The organism is Leptolyngbya sp. FACHB-36, assembly GCF_014695955.1.
In the GTDB taxonomy this organism is placed as follows: Bacteria; Cyanobacteriota; Cyanobacteriia; order Leptolyngbyales; family Leptolyngbyaceae; genus FACHB-36.
Genome location: NZ_JACJPG010000597.1, coordinates 11,551 through 31,271, shown reverse-complemented (window position 1 = coordinate 31,271; position 19,721 = coordinate 11,551). Strand labels below are relative to the sequence as shown.

The following is a 19,721-nucleotide window of genomic DNA, read 5'->3' as shown; positions in this document are numbered from 1 at the left end:
CAGCTTGCGCTATGTCGCTCCTAGCCGATCGCGATCTTCAAGTCATTGCCACCCTTGTGGTCTGCCAAACTAGATTTGACGAGTAGCTGAAAGCTATAAAGCTGGATCAGGGTCAAATTGTGAGGGTCTTTGACCCGTCAAAAATCTTCCTGGCGGAACGCTGGCTATAGAATCGCCGATAGCTGACGGCTCTCAACCGTCTATTTCGTTTGCGCTGCTACCTGCAGTTCATGACGGCTACCTAGCTACTCAGTCTGTGCACAAACTTGACCGGAATTTTCACCAGGTCGATCACGTGATACCGCTGGGAAATATTAATCCCAAGTGCTGACTTCACTAGATAAAACAGGCACAAACACAGAATAAGAGTGAGAACAGGCTTAAAGCGCTTCATGTAATTGATCGCCGATGTTACCAGAAATAGCTGAGGACAGAGGTTCTTCTATAGTAAAGAACAGTAAAGAACGTCACCAGTTCCCAGCATTCTACTTCACCGGATCTTAGAACTCCGGACGCGATCGTTAAGGATTTACACTGATCTAGCTGTCTTTATCTCTACTTTTCATACTGCTCGTACGCCGCTACGATTCTCTGTACGAGCGGGTGGCGCACCACGTCCCCTTTAGACAAGCGACAGAATGCGATTCCCTCAACAGATTGCAGAATTTTCTCTGCTACCGCTAAACCAGAGGCTTGACTAGTCGGCAAGTCGGTTTGCGTCATGTCGCCCGTTACCACCATGCGCGATCGCGACCCCAAGCGCGTCAGAATCATCTTCATTTGCGCAGGCGTTGTGTTTTGGGCTTCGTCCAGAATGACAAAGGCGTTGTTGAGTGTGCGTCCGCGCATGTAGGCGATCGGAGCCACCTCAATCACGCCGCGCTCCATCAGACTGGGAATTTTCTCTGGATCAATGAACTCAAACAGCGCGTCGTACAGCGGGCGCAAATAGGGGTCTATTTTCTGCTGCAAGTCTCCAGGTAAAAATCCCAACCGCTCTCCGGCTTCCACAGCAGGGCGAGTCAAAATTATCCGCTCAAACTGATTTGCTAGCAGCGCCTGTACAGCTAGAACCGCTGCCAGAAAAGTTTTTCCGGTTCCCGCCGGACCGATGCAGAAGGTGAGGTCGTGTGTCCGCACCGCTTGAATGTACTGCCGCTGTCGAAACGTTTTGGCGCGAATCTCTTCACCGCGACGAGTGCGGGCTAACACGTCGCGCTGGAGGTCCTGCAATTCCTCTTGCTGTTCAGTGTCTAGCGCCTGTTGGACAGTCAAAATATCGACGCCGGAAATCGTTTTGCCCTGGCTCCAAAAGTCCTTCAACGATCGCACCAATCGATCTGCAAGCTTGACCTGACTATTGGTGCCAGAAATTAGCAGTTCCTGCCCTCTTAGGACCAGGGTGGCTCCGGTTTGGCGCGCCAGAGTTTTCAGGTTCTCTTCTCGCTCACCTGCTAGGGCGATCGCGCTTTCAACGCTGGGCAATTGAATCGTTAATGCCTCAGTCATGCAGTCAATTAATGCCTCCTAAAGTGGTCGATAGTCTCGATGGGGCTAAAAAACGCAAAAACGCTTGAGTTTCCAATTCTCGGATAGCTCAAGCGTTGCTCTGCTCATAAGAGTTTGGCGTACAGCACACCTATTGGGGTCGCGGCCTCGGTGATGGAGGACCAGGCGATCGACGCGGGGAAGACTTTTCTCGAGGGGGTTCGTGCTCGGTGTCCTCTTGGCGTCCGTGGGGCTGACTGCCGTAAACATCAAGGTGGGCAGAATAGCCTGCGGCGTGGGCGGCAGCTTCTAGCACCGTTCGGATTGCCTGAATGTTGCGCCCGCCTCGCCCAAACACTCGCCCCTTGTCTGCGCCTTCAAATGCCACACGCACCCAAACCTTCGCTTTACCATGTGAAACTTCGCAGTCAACACGTAGCGAGTCTGGTTGCTCGAGAAACGGCTTCACCAAAAACTGAACTAATCCGCCATAGTCAGGCGTTGCTGCTTGAGAAGACGGGTGCGGAGCAGGTTCAAGCATTGAGTTCTTCAAAAACGTTCGCTTTTCGCAAAATGGTACGCACGGTTTCTGTGGGCTGTGCGCCCTCTTTCAAGCGCTTCACGATCGCCGGAACATTCAGGTGCGTCTCATCGGTGCGCGGGTTAAAGAAGCCCAGTTCTTCCAGGGGGCGACCGTCGCGACGATCGCGACTGTTCATCGCTACAAGGCGGTAGCTAACTTCACGCTTCTTACCGTAACGCTTCAATCGCAGTTTAATCATAGTGGTGCGGGGTTGTCTCCAATCGACAAATAGGGTGCCATCTCATAGTAAGCGCTGACCCTTTAGCAAAGGGCATGGATTCTCTATCATACCACGGGGCAGCGACCCAGGTTACGCTTTTTCAAGCCTGCACGATAAACTATCGCTACAGCGTTCCAAAGCCTTTCTTTTTCTTGTCCTTTTTCTTCTTCTTACCAGCCGCACCGCCCGGATAGCCGCGCCATCCCGGTTGTGACGCTGGGTTGCCACCCCCTCCAAAGGGATTGCCGCCAAACGGGTTGCCGAAGGGACTTGCCATTCCGGGCATTCCCATGCCGGGAAACTGTCCCTGCCCCATCTGCTGCATCAGGCTTCGCATCTTCTGGAAGTCACTCACCAGCTTGCTAACATCGCTTTCAGGATAGCCAGAACCCTTAGCAACCCGTCGGCGACGGCTCGGTGAGCTTGCCAGCAAATCGGGGTCCTTGCGTTCCTCGATCGTCATTGAGCCGATCATCGACTCAGCGCGTTTTAGCTGCGTTTCGCCCTTTTGCAAATCATCGTCGCTCAGTTTCGGCATTCCGGGCAGCATCTTCATGATGCCGCCAAGAGAACCCATATTTTTGAGTAACCGAGTTTGCTTCAGGAAGTCAGTGAAGTCGAACTTAGCAGAGAGAATTTTCTCCTGCATTTTTTCGGCTTCGGCGATGTCTACTTCCTCCCGCGCTTTTTCCACCAGCGTCAGTACGTCGCCCATACCCAGAATGCGCGATGCCATTCGATCGGGATAGAACGGCTGTAACGCCTCGACTTTTTCGCCTGTACCAATAAATTTAATCGGCTGCCCAGAGATTTGCCGCACTGATAGTGCTGCTCCACCCCGCGTGTCGCCGTCCATTTTGGTCAGGATTGCGCCAGTGATTCCGATCTGCTCATGGAAGGTGTGGGTAAGGTTCGCGGCTTCTTGACCCGTCATTGCATCCACGACCAGCAGCACTTCGTGAGGCTGCACTGTGTCTTTGATGCGGGCCAGTTCGCCCATCATGTCCTGGTCGATCTGCAACCGTCCCGCTGTGTCGATGATGACGGTGTTGATGCCATCGGCTTTGGCTTTCTCGACGCCCTGACGGGCAATTTCGACTGGATTAGCGTCATTGCCCAGTTCAAACACGGGCACGTTGATTTGCTTACCCAGAGTGACTAACTGGTCGATCGCCGCTGGTCGGTAGACATCCGTTGCGACCAGCAGCACGCTGCGATTTTCTTTGCGCAGGTGCAGTGCCAGTTTTGCCGTCGCGGTCGTCTTACCAGTACCCTGCAAGCCCGCCATCAGCACGATCGTTGGCGCAGGCTCTACCTCAGCCAGGGGAATGTTCGTTTCCCCCATCACCTGCAAGAGTTCGTTGTAGACAATTTCAATGAACTGCTGGTCTGGGCGGACTCCAGCGATGACGGCAGCTCCCTGCGCCTTGGCTTCCACCTCCGCCACAAAGTTCTTCACTACCTGGAGGTTAACGTCTGCCTCCAGCAGTGCCCGCCGCACTTCCCGCACGGCATCTTTGATATTGGACTCGGAGATCTTGTCCTGACCTCGCAGCGTCTTCCAGGCAGACTCCAAGCGATCGGAGAGCGCTTCAAACATAGTGAGTGTCTTTAATCAACTACCCTTACATTGACTAGAGCACAGTTGCTCTCTATCCAGATTAGCGCTTCCCAACCCAAACAAGCCGTTTGGAATATGGGAAGCTGTCAACCGAGAGATTTAGTTTCACGTTGCCCACGGTTTGCGGCAGGTGCAATAACGAAAAATGTGGCGTCAGAACAGCTACTTAGCTATGCGGCTATCACTGAATGTCCTCTCTTAGCCCAAAACTGCTCGTCTCTTTAGCACTCAGGCAAGTTGAGTGCTAAATTTGGAGTGGCGAATTGCGTAGGCAGCTATGGCAAAGATAATTGTATTTAATGATGAATCGCGTCAGGCATTAGAGCGCGGCGTCAATGCACTGGCAGACGCTGTTCGCGTTACGCTGGGTCCCAAAGGGCGCAACGTTCTGCTGGAGAAGAAATTCGGTACACCCCAAATCGTCAACGATGGCATCACGATCGCCAAAGAGATTGAACTGGAAGACCCGCTAGAGAACACGGGCGCATCGCTGATTCGGGAAGTTGCCTCCAAGACAAAAGACCTAGCAGGCGACGGTACGACCACCGCCACTGTTCTGGCACAGGCGATGATCCGTGAAGGCATGAAAAACGTGGCGGCGGGCAGCAATCCGGTGGCATTGCGACGCGGCATTGAGAAAGCAGTTGCCAAGCTAGTCGAGGAGATTCAGGCAGTAGCAAAGCCCGTCGAGGGCAATGCGATCGCGCAGGTCGCCACCGTTTCCTCGGGCAGTGATGAGGAAATTGGGGCAATGATCGCCGAAGCGATGGACAAAGTCGGCAAAGACGGCGTGATTACCGTTGAAGAATCGAAGTCCCTCAACACCGAACTGGATGTGGTCGAGGGGATGCAGATCGATCGGGGCTACATCTCGCCCTACTTCGTCACGGACACTGAGCGGATGATCGCGGAATTTGAGAGCGCGGCGATCCTGCTCACCGATAAAAAAATTAGCTCGATTCAAGACCTGATTCCGGTGCTGGAGAAGATTGCCCGCTCGGGTCAACCACTGCTGGTTATTGCTGAAGACATTGAAGGCGAAGCGCTGGCAACGCTAGTGGTGAACCGCCTGCGTGGCGTTCTGAACGTTACCGCAATCAAGGCTCCGGGATTTGGTGAGCGACGGAAGGCAATGCTGCAAGACATCGCCGTGCTCACGGGCGGTCAAGTGATTTCTGAGGACATTGGTCTGAGTCTGGATGCGGTTTCCCTCGACATGCTGGGGAACGCCCGCAAAGTGACGATTACCAAGGACAACACGACGATCGTCTCAGGTGCCGAGAATAAATCTGACATCGACAAGCGGGTTGGTCAATTGCGCCGCGAACTAGAGCGCAGTGATTCAGATTACGACAAGGAAAAGCTGCAGGAGCGGATTGCAAAGCTGGCAGGTGGCGTCGCAGTTATCAAGGTTGGCGCAGCAACCGAGACGGAATTGAAAGACCGCAAACTCCGCATTGAAGATGCCCTCAACGCAACGAAAGCCGCTGTAGAAGAAGGCATTGTTCCTGGTGGCGGTACAACGCTGCTGCATTTAGCGTCTAAGGTGAATGACCTAAAATCTAGCCTGAATGCCGAAGAGCAAATTGGGGCAGACATCGTGGTTAAGGCGCTAGAAGCACCACTGCGCCAGATCGCGGACAACTCCGGCGTAGAAGGCTCTGTAGTGGTAGAAAAGGTGCGCAACCTGGACTTCAATGTGGGCTACAACGCGCTCACGAATACCTTCGAGGACATGATTGCGGCAGGCGTGGTCGATCCGGCGAAGGTAGTTCGATCGGCGCTTCAGGATGCTGCTTCAGTGGCTGGAATGGTCCTGACTACCGAAGCCCTTGTTGTCGAGAAGCCTGAGAAGAAACCCGCTGGCGGTGGCGCTCCCGACATGGGCGGCATGGGCGGCATGGGTGGTATGGGCGGTATGGGCGGTATGGGCGGTATGGGCGGTATGGGCGGTATGGGCATGATGTAATCTGCCTAGCTTGGGAATTCTGGAAGCAGTCTACCTTCAGGTAGGCTGCTTTTTTAGTCGATCCAGGTGAGATCCCTGATCTCAGTCGCTTTACTTTCAGGAACAACAATGCTTGTATTTTTTATTCATGGGGTTACCACGCGAAATGCAAAGTATGCAGATCGGCTAAAGGAACTAATTAGACAAGAATTTTCTCAGCGAAATGAACCCTTGCCTTACTTTTACTCAGGATTCCGGGGACATGCTTTAAATGACGTGGAAAAGATGTGGAGGCTCTCCTGGGAAGTGTGTGAGAATGGTATAGTCAGGCACAAACTGGAGTTGGGATATGGATTTCTATCTCGACACGCTGCTTCACTTACCTTATGTCACTGTCGATGGATGTCATGAAGTTGATGGGGCTGTTTTTCTAAAACTCAAATGTCTTAATGAAACTGCTCAATTTTGAGAACCGGACGACCAGTGGGGTGACGGAAGGCATCAATACGAAAATCAAGTTGATTACGCGCCAAGGATATGGCTTTCACAACTTTGAACATTTCCGCTTGAGGCTATTATTTTGCTTTGGCTCTCCACAAAACTCTACACACAAGGTCTAGGAGAGCCCTCAATGTCTACCTCTCCAGTGTTGAACCGCTTCAGTTCTAGAAACACCGGAATGAGAGCGTGCTGATAATCCGACTCGTTCCGCTTCAGCGCTTCTAACCCAACGCGGCGCAAAAACGTCGATTTTCCTGCTCCCGGTTGCCCCAGCACCATGAGATATTGCACTTCGTTAGCAACCGCTAATCCATCGGGTTTCTCGCATTTCGTAGACTGAAACCGTCGCCGCTGTGCTTCCCGGTACGCCTGCTCCAACGTTTCAACGGACAAATACTGCCGAAGGTCATCTGCTCCCAAAAACTGCACTCTGGTATAGATGTCCTCGATCCAGACAGGTTGGGTCATGCCCAAAACCTTGAGAACGCCATGACGATTGGCAAAGCTCGTGATGTACTGCCCAGAAGCGTTAAAAATCGATTGCTTTAGCTGATCGGTTAACGATCCTGGCTTAACCTGTTCTGCGGTAGCCTTGACCACCGTACTCGCCAAGCTTTTCTGCGCTTCTTCAGCAGCTTTGCTTGCCAAAAAGCCTTTCAAGGCTCCGAAGATCAAGGGTTCTGATCCAGTCATGGGGGCAGATGAATAGATTACGCCTAGCGTACTTCAGGAATCGCTCGCTCAGTTACTCTCTAGCTAGATTTTTACGACTTTGCCGATGTACATCACCGATGGATCGTCATTAATGCAAATCTGAAAGTTTCGGGTTTGTTTGTAATAGCGATATGTTCAAAGATGATCGACGATCGTTTCGCCAAAGATATTGAATCCTCGAATCTCCACATCTGCGAAACCGATGCTCTGTATGTGTTCGTTTAGCTCATCTGGTCGAATAAACTGGTTCCAGTTGTGCACGCCACGCGGAATTTCTTGCAGAATATTTTTAATAGGCAGCTCATAGTAACTTTTGATTTCAACGTACGATTAATTGTGTAAAAGAAAAAGAGTCTTGCAGGTTTCAGCACTGGGTAAATTTCTTGCAGCGTGTGTCGAAGATTGGCAACGTGTTCCAGCACGTCGACGCACACAACACAATCAAAGCTAGTGTTTGAATAAGGCAGCACTTCCGCAACGCCGTGCTAGTAGTCGATCGTTAACCCACCTTGCACTCCATGATTCTTCGCCGCTTCAATACAAGCAGTCGATTGATCAATTCCTGCTACGATCGCCCCGCGCTGTGCCAAAAATTCACTCGTAAATCCGCCACTGCAGCCAACATCAAGCACACGAACGCCTCGCCAGTGAGCAAGATGACGATCGAAGTAATTAAATCGCGCCGGATTGAGATAATTCAGTCGATAGATTGTTGCATTTTCATCCCACCATTGCCCAGCGTTAATCGTATAAAACTCCAAATCATTTCGTTTCATCGTATGCGTCGCGTCTCAATTATTATTCCGACTCTGAACGAAGCCAGTTGTCTGCATCGTACGTTACATCAGCTCAAGCTACTAGAGCCTCCCGCGCACGAAGTGCTAGTCGTGGATGGCGGCAGCACCGACGAAACGATCGCCCTCGCCACCTCAGCAGGTGTCACCGTTCGCGTATCCAAGCAGCGCGGGCGATCGTCCCAGATGAACGAGGGAGCAGAAGCCGCAACGGGCGATGTTCTTTGCTTTCTGCACGCCGACACCTTGGTGCCAGATGACTTGGTTGCCATTATCGATCGCACGCTGGAGGATTCGACGATCGTCTGCGGCGGATTTATCTCATTGATGACCGGAGCACAAACAACGCGCTGGGGAATTTCACTGCACAACTATCTGAAAACCTACTACGCACCGCTGCTATTTCACCCCTACCAGTTTTGGTTTAAAGGATTGCGATTGCTGTTTGGCGATCAAGTGATGTTTTGTCGCGCTGACGATTTTCGGGCATGCGGTGGCTTCGATGCTGCACTACCAATTATGGAGGAGGGCGATTTGTGCCGCCGCATTGTGCAACGAGGACGAATTGTGCAGGTAAATCGCGTTGTGCAATCGAGCGATCGACGCGTTGCCAAATGGGGTTCGCTCAAAGCGACAGCAATCTATTTCTATATTGGATTTCTGTGGGGATTGGGAGTTTCTGCAACTTATTTGAAGAAGTTTTATGAGGATATTCGGTAAAGCGTTACCCTGCACATCAAATCGCAAATTCGGGTTTAATTAGCAGCGCCTCCGTCATTTCTCCGCGCCAGTTTTCCGTTGCGCCAACGTGATAGTAATGTTGAAACAGCCGCAGTTCTAGTTCTGCCCAATGCTGCTGGATGTGATCGTTCTTGCGGTGCTGATTTTCTAGCCACATTGAAACCGCAAAACCGCAGGGAAGCTGTTGAGTAACGATCGCCAGTTGTTCTGCATCTGCCATTGTCCAGGCGCTGTAATAGTCTGTATGCCGACCAATATACGGCGGGTCAAGATATACGAAGTCAGTTGATTGCGCTTCTTGCACAATCTCACTCCATGGAGCCACACGAAATTCCCACTGGGTTCGTGACATTTGCTGAGCCACCCAGTTTACTTGATTCGCAATTTTGGTGATGTAGCTTTGTGAGAATCGCAGGGGTTTGCGGCAGAACGGAACATTAAATTTACCACGACGATTAAATCGCATGATGCCATTGAAGCAAGCACGATTGAGAAACAGAAAATCGAGGGATGAGGCAGATTGATTGAAGCGATCGCGCACTTCGTAATAGTACTCTGCGCCGATCGTCTGTAATTTCCTGCCCTCCTGAGTCAAAAATGTCTGCACAATTAATCGATCAATTGTGCCCTGTTGAATCGCTTGGTAGAACCGAATGATATGGCAGTTGCTATCGGCAAGCAGCGCATTTGGCGGCAGAAGATTAAATGCGACGACTCCCGATCCTAAGAACGGCTCAATCCAACGTCCCTCACCGTTCCAACGCACACTTTCACCAATAAAGGCAACTAATTTGCTTTTGATTCCCTGACACTTAATTGGAGGAATTCCTACTCGCTGAAGTTCAGCCGGAAGCAGCACCATAGTGAATCCGTACTCACCGATATAGCCACACGCGCAGCAGCGACAGCAACTGCTCTGTGTCTACAGGTTTTGTGATGTAGTCTGAGGCTCCGGCTTCCAGGCACTTTTCTCGATCGCCCTGCATGGCTTTTGCGGTCAGCGCGATAATTGGCAGCGACTTAAATTGCGGCTGCTGGCGAATGGCACGAGTCGTTTCGTAACCGTCTAGTTCCGGCATCATCACGTCCATTAACACCGCATCGACATCCGCATTTGCCTGCAAAACACTCAACCCATCTCGCCCGTTTTCCGCGTAGACAACGTCCATATCGTAGCCCTCTAACAAACTGGTAAGGGCAAAAATGTTGCGAACATCATCATCCACAATTAGCACTTTGCGGTGAGCAAGAACCGAGTCGGTGTGGTGCAACTCCTCCAGAATTTGGCGCTTCGGAGCGGGCAAGTTTGCCTGCACGCGATGCAAAAACAGCGCCGTTTCGTCGAGCAGTCGTTCGGGCGATCGCACATCTTTAACAATAATGGTTTCTGCCAATCGCCTGAGCTGCGTTTCTTCTTGTCGCGTTAATTCTTTACCCGTGTAGATGATAATTGGCGGCGACGCGTTCCCAGCCTCTGCTTTAATTTGCTCGATCAAATCAAAACCAGACATATCTGGTAGACCCAGATCCAGCACGACACAGTCAAATCGATTTCTGCTGAGGGCAGCAAGGGTATCGGTGCCGGAACCCACGATCGTGGTTTCTACATCTCCCTCACCGATCAGATCCCGAATGCTCTGCGCCTGCACAATGTCGTCCTCAACGATCAGCAGAGTCTTCACTTGTCGGTCAAGAAAGTCTTTGATATCGACGAGCGCCTGATCGAGCGCATCCGCAGAGACGGGTTTTTGCAGATAGGCTATCGCGCCCCGTTGCAGTCCACGCTGCTGAGCATCATCGATAGAGAGAATGTGCACGGGAATGTGGCGCGTGGCAGGATCGTGCTTCAAGCGGTCCAGTACAGCCCAACCGTCTAAATCTGGCAGGCGAATATCCAGCATGATTGCGTCTGGATTGAACTGCTGCGCCAGTGCTAATCCAGTCGAGCTTCGTAGTGCTACCAGCACCTTAAAGCCTTGCTGCCGAGCCATCTCCGCCAGGATGCGCACGAAGTTCACGTCATCTTCAATGATCAGCAGTGATCGATCACCCGGCTGTAGGGCATCGCGATCGTCGTTGAGGTCGTTAGGAAGTGGATAAGGAGCGGGGAGTGCGGCAGTGGGTAAGTGCGCGGGAGCTGAGGGCTGGAGTAAGAAAGCAGAGTCAATTTTATCGACGGCACTCGGATTCTGCTGGGTTGGCAGATACAGCGTGAAAGTGCTGCCGCCTTCAAGCTCGCTAGCGAGGGTAATGCTGCCGCCAAGGAGCTGTGCTAGTTCGCGGCTAATCGACAATCCGAGTCCGGTACCGCCGTATTTACGGCTCGTGGTGCCATCCGCTTGCTGAAAGGCTTCAAAGATAATCTGCTGTTTGTCAGCAGAAATGCCAATGCCAGTGTCGCTGACGGCAAAGGCAATTTGGGACGTGGGAAGTGAGGAGTGGGAAGTGGGGGCGATCGTCAAAGTGACACCGCCGTGTTCGGTAAATTTGAAGGCGTTTGCCAGTAGGTTTTTGAGGATTTGCTGGAGGCGTTTGGGGTCAGTTGTGAGGGTGGTGGGTAGGTTGGAATCGAGGTGAATGAGAAAGTCGAGGTGCTTGTCTTGAGCAACTTCGCGGAAATTGCGGTCCAGGTAGGCGCGCAGTTCGGTAAAGTCAACAGGTTCCGGTTCGATCGACAGCATACCCGATTCGATTCTTGCCAAATCAAGGATGTCGTTAATCAGATCCAACAGATCAGTTCCAGCAGAATAGATCGTGCGGCTGTAATCGACTTGCTTGTCGGTGAGGTTGCCGTCGGTGTTCTGGCTTAGCAGCCGCGCCAAAATTAGCAGACTGTTGAGTGGCGTCCTCAACTCGTGCGACATATTCGCCAGAAATTCCGATTTGTACTTGGAACTGAGGGCAAGCTGAGCGGCTTTTTCTTCCAATTCCTGCCGCGCCAATTCAATTTCTTGATTCTTTTGCTCTACCTGACGTTTTTGCAGCGTCAGCAAATCGGCTTTTTCTTCTAGTTCCTCGTTAAGCTGCTGCAACTCTTCGTTAGTCTGCTGCAACTCTTCCTGCTGCTCCTTCAACAGCGCTTCGGAGGATCGCAGCGCTTCGGTCTGCTCTTCAAGGCGGCGATTGCTTTCGTGCAGTTCGTCCTGCTGAGCTTGCAGTTCCTCAGTCAGTGCCTGAGACTGCTGGAGCAGCTCGCTAGTAAGGCTATTGGCAGCGATCGAATTCAGCACGACGCCCAGTGTGTTGCTAACGCGGTCTAGCAGCAGCAAATGCTGATCGCTAAAGGCATCAAGTGAGGCGAACTCAATTACAGCAACCACCTGCTGCTCGAACAGCACAGGCAGCACGACAATGTTCAGCGGTGGGGCGCTTCCCAAGCCCGACTGGATGCGAATGTAATCGCCAGGAACGTCTGTGAGCAGAATACGCTGCTTTTCCAGCGCGCACTGTCCGACCAACCCTTCCCCTAGCTGAAACTGGTTGCTCAGGTGCTTGCGCTCTCGGTAAGCATAGGTGCTGAGCAGTTTTAGCACGGGCGATTCACTGTTCACGCTCATCAGGTAAAATACACCCTGCTGTGCCCCAACCAGCGGCGCCAACCGCGACAAGATGAGCTGGGCAACCGTTTCCTGCTGTCGCTGTCCTTGCAGCAGATTTGAGAACTCTGCCAGATTCGATTGCAGCCAGGTCTGCTCCTCGTTTTTGCGGGTGGTGTCGCGCAGGCTAGTAATCATCTGGTTGAATGTGCTGCCAAGCGTGCCGATTTCGTCGCGTCGATCGCTCGGCGGTACGCTAACCGTCAAATTGCCATTGCCGACTTCCTCAGTGACGATCGAAATTTCTTGCAATGGGCGAGAAATATGGCGGCTAAGCAGGTAGCCAATCAATGCCAGCAGAGTGGCATAGAGCGGCACGCCGTAGGTAATGCTATCAAAGGTCTGTCGTGTCGCGGCTTCTGCTGCTTTTGAGCGATCATTCAGCAGCCTATATTCTTCCGCTTCCATCTCCCCAAGCACAGCGCGGATGTTGTCTGTCATCCGCTTACCCTGGTTGGTTCTCACCTGTTCCTGAGCCGCTGTCAACCCGCGCTGTTGGCGAACGTTGATCACGGACTGCATCATTTCTAGCCGCTCGGTCAGTAAAGGGTCTAACGTGTCCAATCGGCGCTGTTGGTTCTGGTTGTCAGCAGTTAGTCTGCGTAGCTCTTGAAGCGTTTCGCGGATTTGCTGCCGTGAAGCCGTAAAGGGTTCTAAATAAGTGCCCTGCCCAGTAATGACGTAGCCGCGCTGTCCCGCTTCTGCACTACTCACCCCAACACTCAGTTCTTTCAACTCTCCCAGCACCGCATAGGTGTGCGTTTGCCATTTGGAGCGATCGATCAGTTCGTTCATGCCTTCGTAGGCAACAACCGAAAGCGCCGCAAATAGCCCGATGCCTAGCGCAAATGCTGCTCCAATTTTGGTACCGATCTTTAACCGATTTAGCATGAGCGCTGTCGAATGCCCAGTTCTTAGTTATAAAAAACTCTTAACCTTATAGGCTCTGTCTTTAGATAGAGGAAGCATCAACGCTGGAAAAGTTAAGTAGCTGCTGGTATGCTACCGCTTAAGGAGCGTGCATCAACCTAACGAGCAATTCTCCTGTATCATGCCCTGTGCCAGATGGCGTTTTGTCTGTTCTGCAGAAGCACCTGAAATGGCTACGAGAAATCAAAGCATCTGAAGTAGGATTCCACATCAGGTTAATTACGTAGGTTCGAAATTGACTAGTAGAGGCGATTTGGGCAATAAATTGACCAATTCGTCAATCAATCAAGGGAGTTGCTTAACCGATCGCTCTTGGGGTAGTCCTATTTCGGAAAGATTAGAGAAAAATCAAGCATTGTCGGAAACCTTGCAGTACTAGCCGGAATGGACAGGCTTTTCAATGGCACTACCGCTCTTGGTTTGGTTCGGTATATCTGACTTTAGGGCAAACCTGATAGGCACAGCGCCGCGCACCCGCAATAATATGCTCAACTCGTTGAATATCCACATCCCCTAAAACAGATTGAAAAATTTCTAGCTCCTGGGCACAGAGTCCTGTACAGGCCGCCGCCGCCGCACAAATAGGACAATGGTTTTCTACTAGCAGAAACGTTCCATCCGCTTGAGGATGTACAGTTGCCATATATCCTTCCTGCGTCCTAACTTCTGCAAGCGTGCTCAGCCGCTCCCTCAGGGAGGCTTGCTCTTCCCTGTGTTGGGCGTACGCTTCCAGTTGCTGACGGGTCCTAATTTCTAGCAAACGATCGAGCCCTGCTTCCCCAAAAGCTTCTTTGACTGAATTCAGCAAACTCAAGGTCAGTTCGGCATAGCTATCAGGGAAGAGCCGATCGGCGGCTGCCGTTAATTGCCATCGCTTGGCAGGCCGCCCCATTGGGCGTGGCTCCTCCTGATATGTCACCAGTTGCTCGTCCTGTAGGGCGTAGAGATGCTGACGAACTGCCATCGCAGTAACACCCAGTTGCGAGGCGAGCGTTTCTGCATCCAAGGAGCCTTCTTGCTTCAGCAGTTTGACGATCGCCCGACGGGTCCGAACCGCTGTCTCTTGAGTCTGTGCTTTCTTTACCATACCTGATAAGTTAAAGAAAATTCTTTACAAAGTCAATTAACTCGTTTATGCTAATTTCTTTAGAATTTTTTGGGCACACTTTCTCTGTTGGAAATTGCCTTAAGCGACAACTAGAGCAGGCGCACCCAACGATGAAATGCCTCTAGGAATGGCACACTGCGGAAGAGTTAGAACGCAAGGCAATTGCTTTCGACGTGTTTCAGATGGAACCGTAAACTAACTACGAACAATAGATTAAATAGCTGTCCCTAAAGACTCTCCAAATTTCTAGCTATCTGAGCATCGATCAAGTAGCAAAAGAGGTTGTAGCGACAATTTCGTCAAACTTTAACTTGAGTAGCCCTAGAAAATAGGAGTTTAAGGCTGCCTCGTTTAATCCATACTTCTTAAGTTTGACAGCCTGTCTTTTGACACCCAAAAGCTCCTGCTTGAGAATGCTGTTACTCGCCTATAGTTCATTCCTGCTGTGCAGCGATCGCCAGTAGCAGGTAGGCTTCGATCGGCATTTCTGAACAACCGCAGACCTCAAGAAATTCGAGTCTGCGGGAAATGCTTTTGTGTAGAGGAGTGTTAAATAAGCAATGCTGAAATGGGTCATTCTACTGCCCAGTCTTGTTGTTCTAGGGTCATTGCCTATGCCAGTTGCGCTGTCGCAATCTTTAGGCGCTGCAAATCTTTCTAGCCGTACGTCTTTTTCGATCGAACCACCATCTCATTCTAATCAACCCATCACAGCTATTCCACGCTTAAAAGACGTTGAACTATTGCATACGCGCGCGATACTGCTGCAACAGCCAACTCAAATTAATATTGCTCATTTCGTTGTCAGCCAGTCGGAGCCGAGTTCAACTGAACCGAATGTTGAGAACGAAGAGGAGGAAGAAATTATTGTTGAGGGAGAGGCTGCCCCACCCGCTCGGTCCGCTCCAGTCCATACAATTGAGGCAGACGACATTCGCAAACAGGGCTCAAGTACCGCCGCAGAAGTGCTGCGAGGCTTACCAGGTTTTGCCATCAATGATGTCGGGTTCGGGGCAGATACTCACACGGGCACCTTCTACCGGGGAGCCTCGATTAATCAATCCGTTTTTTTGATCAATGGTAGACCCTTTGGTAGCAACGTCAACACGTATCACGGAGCCACCGATCTCAATAGCATTCCGGTCGGAGCGATCGAGCAAATACAGTTGTCTAGCGGCACGGCAGCAACACTCTACGGCTCCGAAGCCTTTGGTGGAGTGGTGGATATCACGACTAAAGAAGGCGGAGGTCCATTTAAAGCCAATGGATTAACACAGTTTGGTTCCTTCTCACAGTCGAACCTGCTAGGACAGTTCAACGGTTCGGTGGGCAATTTGAACTATGCCTTTAACTATCAACGATTCAAAACAGATAATGACTACCGCGTCCCAGTAGGAGCTGCAAACCGGGGAGCCGATGGACGCCTGTTCAATGGTGATTCAACCGTTGATAACTACTACGGCAGGCTTGGGCTGGACTTGAATTCTCGCAATAGCTTGAGTCTGGATGTTTCAACCATTACCAGTCGTCGAGGATTACTTTACTTTGGCTTTCCGCTCCAGCGCGATCGGCTGGATCACGATGCACTCAATGTAGGGCTTTCCTGGAAAGCTCAAGTAGGCGCAGGGACTGATTCTGTCTTGCGAACAACTCTTGGCTTTAATCGCGACTATTTCAACACCTACGGTCCGACGCAGCAGGTGTTCTACCGCACTGGAACGTTGGACTCACAAGCACTCACCGCCAGAGTGGATCATGATTGGCAAGTCACCTCAAATTACAATTTGCGCTGGGGTGTTGATGTAAAAAATTCCTTTCTAAACGGAGAGGTCCTCAGTACCACACCGAGCTTGGCTCGCTTAAATGAAACTGAAGATCGCGATCGCTTCCAAACCGCTCTATTTGCCCTCAACACCATAAGAATTACAAACACGGTTCAGGCTGAGTTTGGGCTACGTCAGAACTTCACCAGTGAGTTTGGTAATTATCTCAATCCCAGTGTGGGTGCTCGCTGGAATGCTTCGCCAGTCGTTGCGTTCCGGGGCAGCTGGGTAGCGGTGCAGCGCGATCCAGGGTTAGACCAGCTCTATCTATTTGACACGGTGCACAACTGGTTGCCCAACCCAAATTTGCAGCCTGAAACGGGTTCTTCCTGGACCGCAGGAGTTGATCTGCGTCTGTCTCCCAGCGTTGCTGCGCAGTTAACCTACTTTGGCAGCCGTCTGGACGATCGCCTCGGTGTACAGGCAGGTCGCTGGCAAAACATTGGGCTAGTGACAACGAACGGATTGGAGGCGGCGCTGCGATGGAAGATTGCACCGCAGTGGAACACCTTTCTCAACTACACCTACACGAATGCTGAAATCCAAACAGGTCCAGAGCGCGGATTGCAGCTTGGTCTGGTTCCCTTCTCAGTAGCTCAATTTGGAATTGGCTATGACTCAAACGGCTGGCAGATCAATCTGTATGCCAACTACTTTAGCGGAGCACGGCGAGCATTTTTTACCAATCCAGGAGATCTCACCACAGATTTTTCTCCGTCCTGGGTGCGGCTAGATCTAGGGTTGCGCGTTCCGATCGTGCGCGGTTTGGGAGTGGTGGTGTTTCTCGAAAACTTGGCAGACCAAACCTTTGAGAAAGCGAACCGCATTTATCAGCCTGGGTTAACGTTTCGGGTCGGCTTGCAGTCTTACTGACCGATCGTAATAGTTGAGAAGTCTTCACAGCATTTTTGAGCCGCGTTAAGTGGGCAAGGAGTAATTTTTCTAGCATAGAATTCAATCAAATACCGACTAAGCTTCGATCACGGCATGGACTGGGCAAAACAGGATGTTCTAGCACTTGACACAATTTCTCATTAGTAATACTGTCAACGGAAGGCAATTCAAATTTATTTGCCATAGCAAAGTGCCACTGGCGCATTGCCATAGCGCTTAACTCATCGATATACGGCATCGGCGCTAAGTCGATCGCAATGACTAATTGCGATCGACCCTGTTCGCTGTGTTTCTACCTTGGAAGGAAAGGTTATGCAAAAACTGGGTGAGATCTTAGTACAAGCGGGGATTGTAGGAATTCCCCTGCTTGCTTTTTCCATTGTGGCGATCGCGTTGATTATCGAACGGACTGTTTTTTGGTTCCGCGTCAATCGTCGCCAAGAGCGAGTTGTGCGAAATGCGCTGCAACTTTACCGAGAGGACGAATCTCGGGCTCTAGAAACGCTGAAGCAAAATATAGATTTGCCGATCGCTCGAATTTTTTTGGAAGCTCTGTCGCTAGAAGAGGCTGAACCCGATGAGCTAGCGCTGGCAATGGAGGGAGCGATTCAAGCTGAAATTCCGATCCTGAAGCGGTTTAATAATGCGTTTGATACGATCGTCACCCTCGCTCCGCTGTTGGGACTACTAGGAACGGTATTGGGCTTGATTCAATCGTTTAGCGCTCTCAATCTAGGCGACGTTGGCGGGACAAAAACGGCTAACGTTACGGCTGGCATCAGCGAAGCACTCGTTTCAACCGCGTTTGGTTTGGTTGTTGCACTGTTTACGCTCTTTTTTGCCAATACGTTTCGTGGCTTCTACCTGCGCCAAATTGCCCTAATTCAAGAGCATGTTGCTGAACTGGAACTGCTCCACCGCCGTCGTTACAAGCGTTCTGGAGTAGGATATGCGACGACGAATCGATGAACCAGATATTCCACCGCAAATCAATATTGTGCCGATGATCGACGTGATCTTTGCCATCCTCACGTTTTTCATCATGTCTACCTTGTTTCTGGGTCGCCTCGAAGGGTTATCCGTGAATTTGCCTAAGGCAGCCAGCGCAAAACCACAGGAATCGAGTCGGGCAACCGTCACACTGGATAACCAGGGAAAACTGTTCCTGAACCGATCGCCCGTTGAGCTAAACGCCTTACAGGAAGCCGTACGGCAACAAGTTAAACCAGGTCAGGATTTGGTCGTTGTCCTGAATGCCGATGGCTCTGTAACGCACGATCGAGTGGTTGAAGTGATGGATCAAGTGCGCCAAGTGCAGGGAGCCAAGTTAGCCATCTCAACCCGTCGCCCAAGCGGCAAGTAAAGAATTAGGGAGGAATCATGGAGGCTTCAAACCTAGCCAGTGCACAGCGCCAGAAAGAAAAAAAACTTCTAAGAACGTTTCTGCTCTGGAGCGCTCTGGGGTCAGTTGCGCTGCACGCGATCGTGCTGGCAGCCAACCCGCCAACGTTTCTGCGTGGCGATGCAGTGGAAGCAGAGGAAGAAATTGAAGTGGTTGCGGAACCTACCGAGCCGGAAGCGGCTGAACCGGACGCGACTGAACCAAACGTGCCAGAACCAGAACCGTCACCAGAAACCACAGCGATTGAAGAACCTGTCCAGGACGTTGCGATCGCGTCGATCGCGTCTCCAGAAGCCCCGCCTCCGCTGCCTGCATTAGCGCCTGAAAGTCAGGCTCCTCAACCAGCGGGGGAAGATGCTCCCAGTGACAAACCGCTACCTCCCTCATCGGAAGCCGTCAATCCGCTGACGGGCACCGTGGAAGCGCTAAGAGCTGCCTTTGGCGGGGGTCCCATTAGCCGTCCGGGCGGTGAAGGTAGTGGATTCGGAAATGCTAAGACACCCTCTGGATTTATTCCAGGTGGCAGACCGGATGGCAAACCTGACGGTAAACCAGGTGGTAGCCCGGATGGTAAGCCGAATGGTAAACCGGGTGGCAATCCAAACAGTACGGCAACTCGATCGGGTCCGCCTGCTGTTCCGGCTCCCGCTGTAAAACCAACGGGTCCAGGCAAACCACAATGCGTGAGCTGCCCCAAGCCCCGATACCGAGGAAAGGAGGGAAATCCCGGAGTCACCTATGACATTGCCCCGGATGGTCGAGTTGTCAATCTCCGGTTGCGGCGATCGAGCGGCGACCCAGACACTGATCGTGAAACCCTAGAAGCCATGAGCAAATGGCGATTTGATCCCAAAACCGTTCCCGAAGGTGGGCGGCAAAATGTGCGCGTCCGGGTCACATTTGAGGAAGAAGGCTCAACGTTCCAGCGCCAAAACGAACAGCGACGGCAGGAACAGCAAGAACAACGCAGAATTGCCGAACAGGAACAGCAGCGGCGGGAAGCAGAGCAGAGAAGCAAACCTGCTCCGACGACTGCTACAGACTCGCCCAAACCAGAACCCGTGGTACCTGTTCAACCTGCTGCTCCCGCAAGTCCACCGCCTGCGGCACAGCCTCTTCCAACTCCATCCGTTGAAGCAACTCCCGCTCCTCCTCCCGTTGAAGTGGCTCCTCCCCCTGTCGAACCTGCTCCGGTTCCTCCCCCCGTCGAAGCTCCTTCCCCTGTGGCACCTCCTCCTGCTCCGGCAGAACCTGCTCCGGTAGAACCTGCACCTGAAGTCCCTGCTCCCGCTCCATAAGTTCAAGCCGCGATCGCGGCTTTTGCACAGGGGTTTGACTCTGGTTGGCTAACCCGCAGA

The 19,721-nt window shown here is 51.8% G+C and carries 14 protein-coding genes and 2 pseudogenes; 7 read left to right on the top strand and 9 right to left on the bottom strand.

Translation table 11 applies throughout. The annotated features are described in order from the left end of the window. Positions 1–555 precede the first annotated feature (555 nt). From H6F43_RS17725 to ffh, 4 genes are all read right to left on the bottom strand, one after another. Positions 556–1,509: a PhoH family protein gene (locus H6F43_RS17725; RefSeq protein WP_190344038.1), complete on the bottom strand. Its 954-nt coding sequence runs from the start codon at positions 1,507–1,509 to the stop codon at positions 556–558. A 130-nt stretch (positions 1,510–1,639) separates the two neighbouring features. After that, on the bottom strand, positions 1,640–2,029 hold the full coding sequence (locus tag H6F43_RS17720; RefSeq protein ID WP_190344037.1) for a KH domain-containing protein: 390 nt from the start codon (positions 2,027–2,029) through the stop codon (positions 1,640–1,642). Continuing rightward, positions 2,022–2,270, bottom strand: coding sequence for a 30S ribosomal protein S16 (rpsP, locus tag H6F43_RS17715; protein WP_190344036.1), 249 nt, complete (start codon positions 2,268–2,270; stop codon positions 2,022–2,024). The genes H6F43_RS17720 and rpsP overlap by 8 nt, the downstream gene beginning before the upstream one ends. Positions 2,271–2,415: 145 nt before the next feature. Further along, on the bottom strand, positions 2,416–3,891 hold the full coding sequence (gene ffh, locus H6F43_RS17710; RefSeq protein ID WP_190344035.1) for a signal recognition particle protein: 1,476 nt from the start codon (positions 3,889–3,891) through the stop codon (positions 2,416–2,418). 298 nt (positions 3,892–4,189) lie between these two features. Here ffh and groL point away from each other — a divergent pair, with 298 nt between their 5' ends. Together groL and H6F43_RS17700 are read left to right on the top strand one after the other, a co-directional pair. Beyond that, positions 4,190–5,881 carry a chaperonin GroEL gene (gene groL / locus H6F43_RS17705; protein ID WP_190344034.1) on the top strand — a complete coding sequence of 564 codons (1,692 nt, stop codon included), beginning with the start codon at positions 4,190–4,192 and terminating at the stop codon, positions 5,879–5,881. 443 nt (positions 5,882–6,324) lie between these two features. Beyond that, a pseudogene (locus tag H6F43_RS17700) lies at positions 6,325–6,480 on the top strand (transposase); the annotation flags it as partial. Here the strand turns inward: H6F43_RS17700 and H6F43_RS17695 are convergent. Together H6F43_RS17695 and ubiG are read right to left on the bottom strand one after the other, a co-directional pair. After that, a complete protein-coding gene (locus tag H6F43_RS17695) occupies positions 6,464–7,054 on the bottom strand; it encodes a hypothetical protein (protein WP_190344033.1) in 591 nt (196 codons plus the stop codon). The pseudogene H6F43_RS17700 and the gene H6F43_RS17695 overlap by 17 nt on opposite strands. A 242-nt stretch (positions 7,055–7,296) precedes the next feature. After that, positions 7,297–7,851: pseudogene (ubiG, locus tag H6F43_RS17690) on the bottom strand (bifunctional 2-polyprenyl-6-hydroxyphenol methylase/3-demethylubiquinol 3-O-methyltransferase UbiG). Between the two features lie 3 nt (positions 7,852–7,854). Between ubiG and H6F43_RS17685 the strand changes: the two are divergent. Continuing rightward, on the top strand, positions 7,855–8,589 hold the full coding sequence (locus tag H6F43_RS17685) for a TIGR04283 family arsenosugar biosynthesis glycosyltransferase (RefSeq protein ID WP_190344032.1): 735 nt from the start codon (positions 7,855–7,857) through the stop codon (positions 8,587–8,589). Between the two features lie 16 nt (positions 8,590–8,605). Here the strand turns inward: H6F43_RS17685 and H6F43_RS17680 are convergent, their stop codons facing one another. The 3 genes from H6F43_RS17680 to H6F43_RS17670 all read right to left on the bottom strand — a co-directional run bounded on the left by H6F43_RS17680 (position 8,606) and on the right by H6F43_RS17670 (position 14,223). Then, the gene (locus tag H6F43_RS17680) at positions 8,606–9,472 is read right to left on the bottom strand and encodes a Dam family site-specific DNA-(adenine-N6)-methyltransferase (protein WP_190344031.1); all 867 of its coding nucleotides are present in this window, start codon (positions 9,470–9,472) and stop codon (positions 8,606–8,608) included. A 13-nt stretch (positions 9,473–9,485) separates the two neighbouring features. Then, positions 9,486–13,097, bottom strand: coding sequence for a response regulator (locus H6F43_RS17675; protein ID WP_190344030.1), 3,612 nt, complete (start codon positions 13,095–13,097; stop codon positions 9,486–9,488). A 445-nt stretch (positions 13,098–13,542) separates the two neighbouring features. Continuing rightward, a complete protein-coding gene (locus tag H6F43_RS17670; protein WP_190344029.1) occupies positions 13,543–14,223 on the bottom strand; it encodes a metalloregulator ArsR/SmtB family transcription factor in 681 nt (226 codons plus the stop codon). Positions 14,224–14,804: 581 nt separating this feature from the next. On the opposite strand from H6F43_RS17670, the gene H6F43_RS17665 reads away from it, so the two are divergent. The 4 genes from H6F43_RS17665 to H6F43_RS17650 all read left to right on the top strand — a co-directional run bounded on the left by H6F43_RS17665 (position 14,805) and on the right by H6F43_RS17650 (position 19,661). Beyond that, the gene (locus H6F43_RS17665; protein WP_347272431.1) at positions 14,805–16,940 is read left to right on the top strand and encodes a TonB-dependent receptor; all 2,136 of its coding nucleotides are present in this window, start codon (positions 14,805–14,807) and stop codon (positions 16,938–16,940) included. A 333-nt stretch (positions 16,941–17,273) separates the two neighbouring features. Continuing rightward, positions 17,274–17,930, top strand: coding sequence for a MotA/TolQ/ExbB proton channel family protein (locus H6F43_RS17660; RefSeq protein ID WP_190344028.1), 657 nt, complete (start codon positions 17,274–17,276; stop codon positions 17,928–17,930). After that, the gene (locus tag H6F43_RS17655) at positions 17,911–18,324 is read left to right on the top strand and encodes a biopolymer transporter ExbD (RefSeq protein ID WP_190344027.1); all 414 of its coding nucleotides are present in this window, start codon (positions 17,911–17,913) and stop codon (positions 18,322–18,324) included. The genes H6F43_RS17660 and H6F43_RS17655 overlap by 20 nt, the downstream gene beginning before the upstream one ends. A gap of 17 nt (positions 18,325–18,341) precedes the next feature. Next, on the top strand, positions 18,342–19,661 hold the full coding sequence (locus H6F43_RS17650; RefSeq protein ID WP_190344026.1) for an energy transducer TonB: 1,320 nt from the start codon (positions 18,342–18,344) through the stop codon (positions 19,659–19,661). Positions 19,662–19,721: the final 60 nt, after the last annotated feature.

Coding starts and splice junctions, on each gene's coding strand:
- groL (WP_190344034.1), top strand. CDS start 4,190: ATGGCAAAGATAATTGTATTTAATGATGAATCGCGTCAGGCATTAGAG.
- H6F43_RS17675 (WP_190344030.1), bottom strand. CDS start 13,097: ATGCTAAATCGGTTAAAGATCGGTACCAAAATTGGAGCAGCATTTGCG.
- H6F43_RS17650 (WP_190344026.1), top strand. CDS start 18,342: ATGGAGGCTTCAAACCTAGCCAGTGCACAGCGCCAGAAAGAAAAAAAA.
- ffh (WP_190344035.1), bottom strand. CDS start 3,891: ATGTTTGAAGCGCTCTCCGATCGCTTGGAGTCTGCCTGGAAGACGCTG.
- H6F43_RS17680 (WP_190344031.1), bottom strand. CDS start 9,472: ATGGTGCTGCTTCCGGCTGAACTTCAGCGAGTAGGAATTCCTCCAATT.
- H6F43_RS17725 (WP_190344038.1), bottom strand. CDS start 1,509: ATGACTGAGGCATTAACGATTCAATTGCCCAGCGTTGAAAGCGCGATC.
- H6F43_RS17655 (WP_190344027.1), top strand. CDS start 17,911: ATGCGACGACGAATCGATGAACCAGATATTCCACCGCAAATCAATATT.
- rpsP (WP_190344036.1), bottom strand. CDS start 2,270: ATGATTAAACTGCGATTGAAGCGTTACGGTAAGAAGCGTGAAGTTAGC.
- H6F43_RS17660 (WP_190344028.1), top strand. CDS start 17,274: ATGCAAAAACTGGGTGAGATCTTAGTACAAGCGGGGATTGTAGGAATT.
- H6F43_RS17670 (WP_190344029.1), bottom strand. CDS start 14,223: ATGGTAAAGAAAGCACAGACTCAAGAGACAGCGGTTCGGACCCGTCGG.
- H6F43_RS17720 (WP_190344037.1), bottom strand. CDS start 2,029: ATGCTTGAACCTGCTCCGCACCCGTCTTCTCAAGCAGCAACGCCTGAC.
- H6F43_RS17685 (WP_190344032.1), top strand. CDS start 7,855: ATGCGTCGCGTCTCAATTATTATTCCGACTCTGAACGAAGCCAGTTGT.
- H6F43_RS17695 (WP_190344033.1), bottom strand. CDS start 7,054: ATGACTGGATCAGAACCCTTGATCTTCGGAGCCTTGAAAGGCTTTTTG.
- H6F43_RS17665 (WP_347272431.1), top strand. CDS start 14,805: ATGCTGAAATGGGTCATTCTACTGCCCAGTCTTGTTGTTCTAGGGTCA.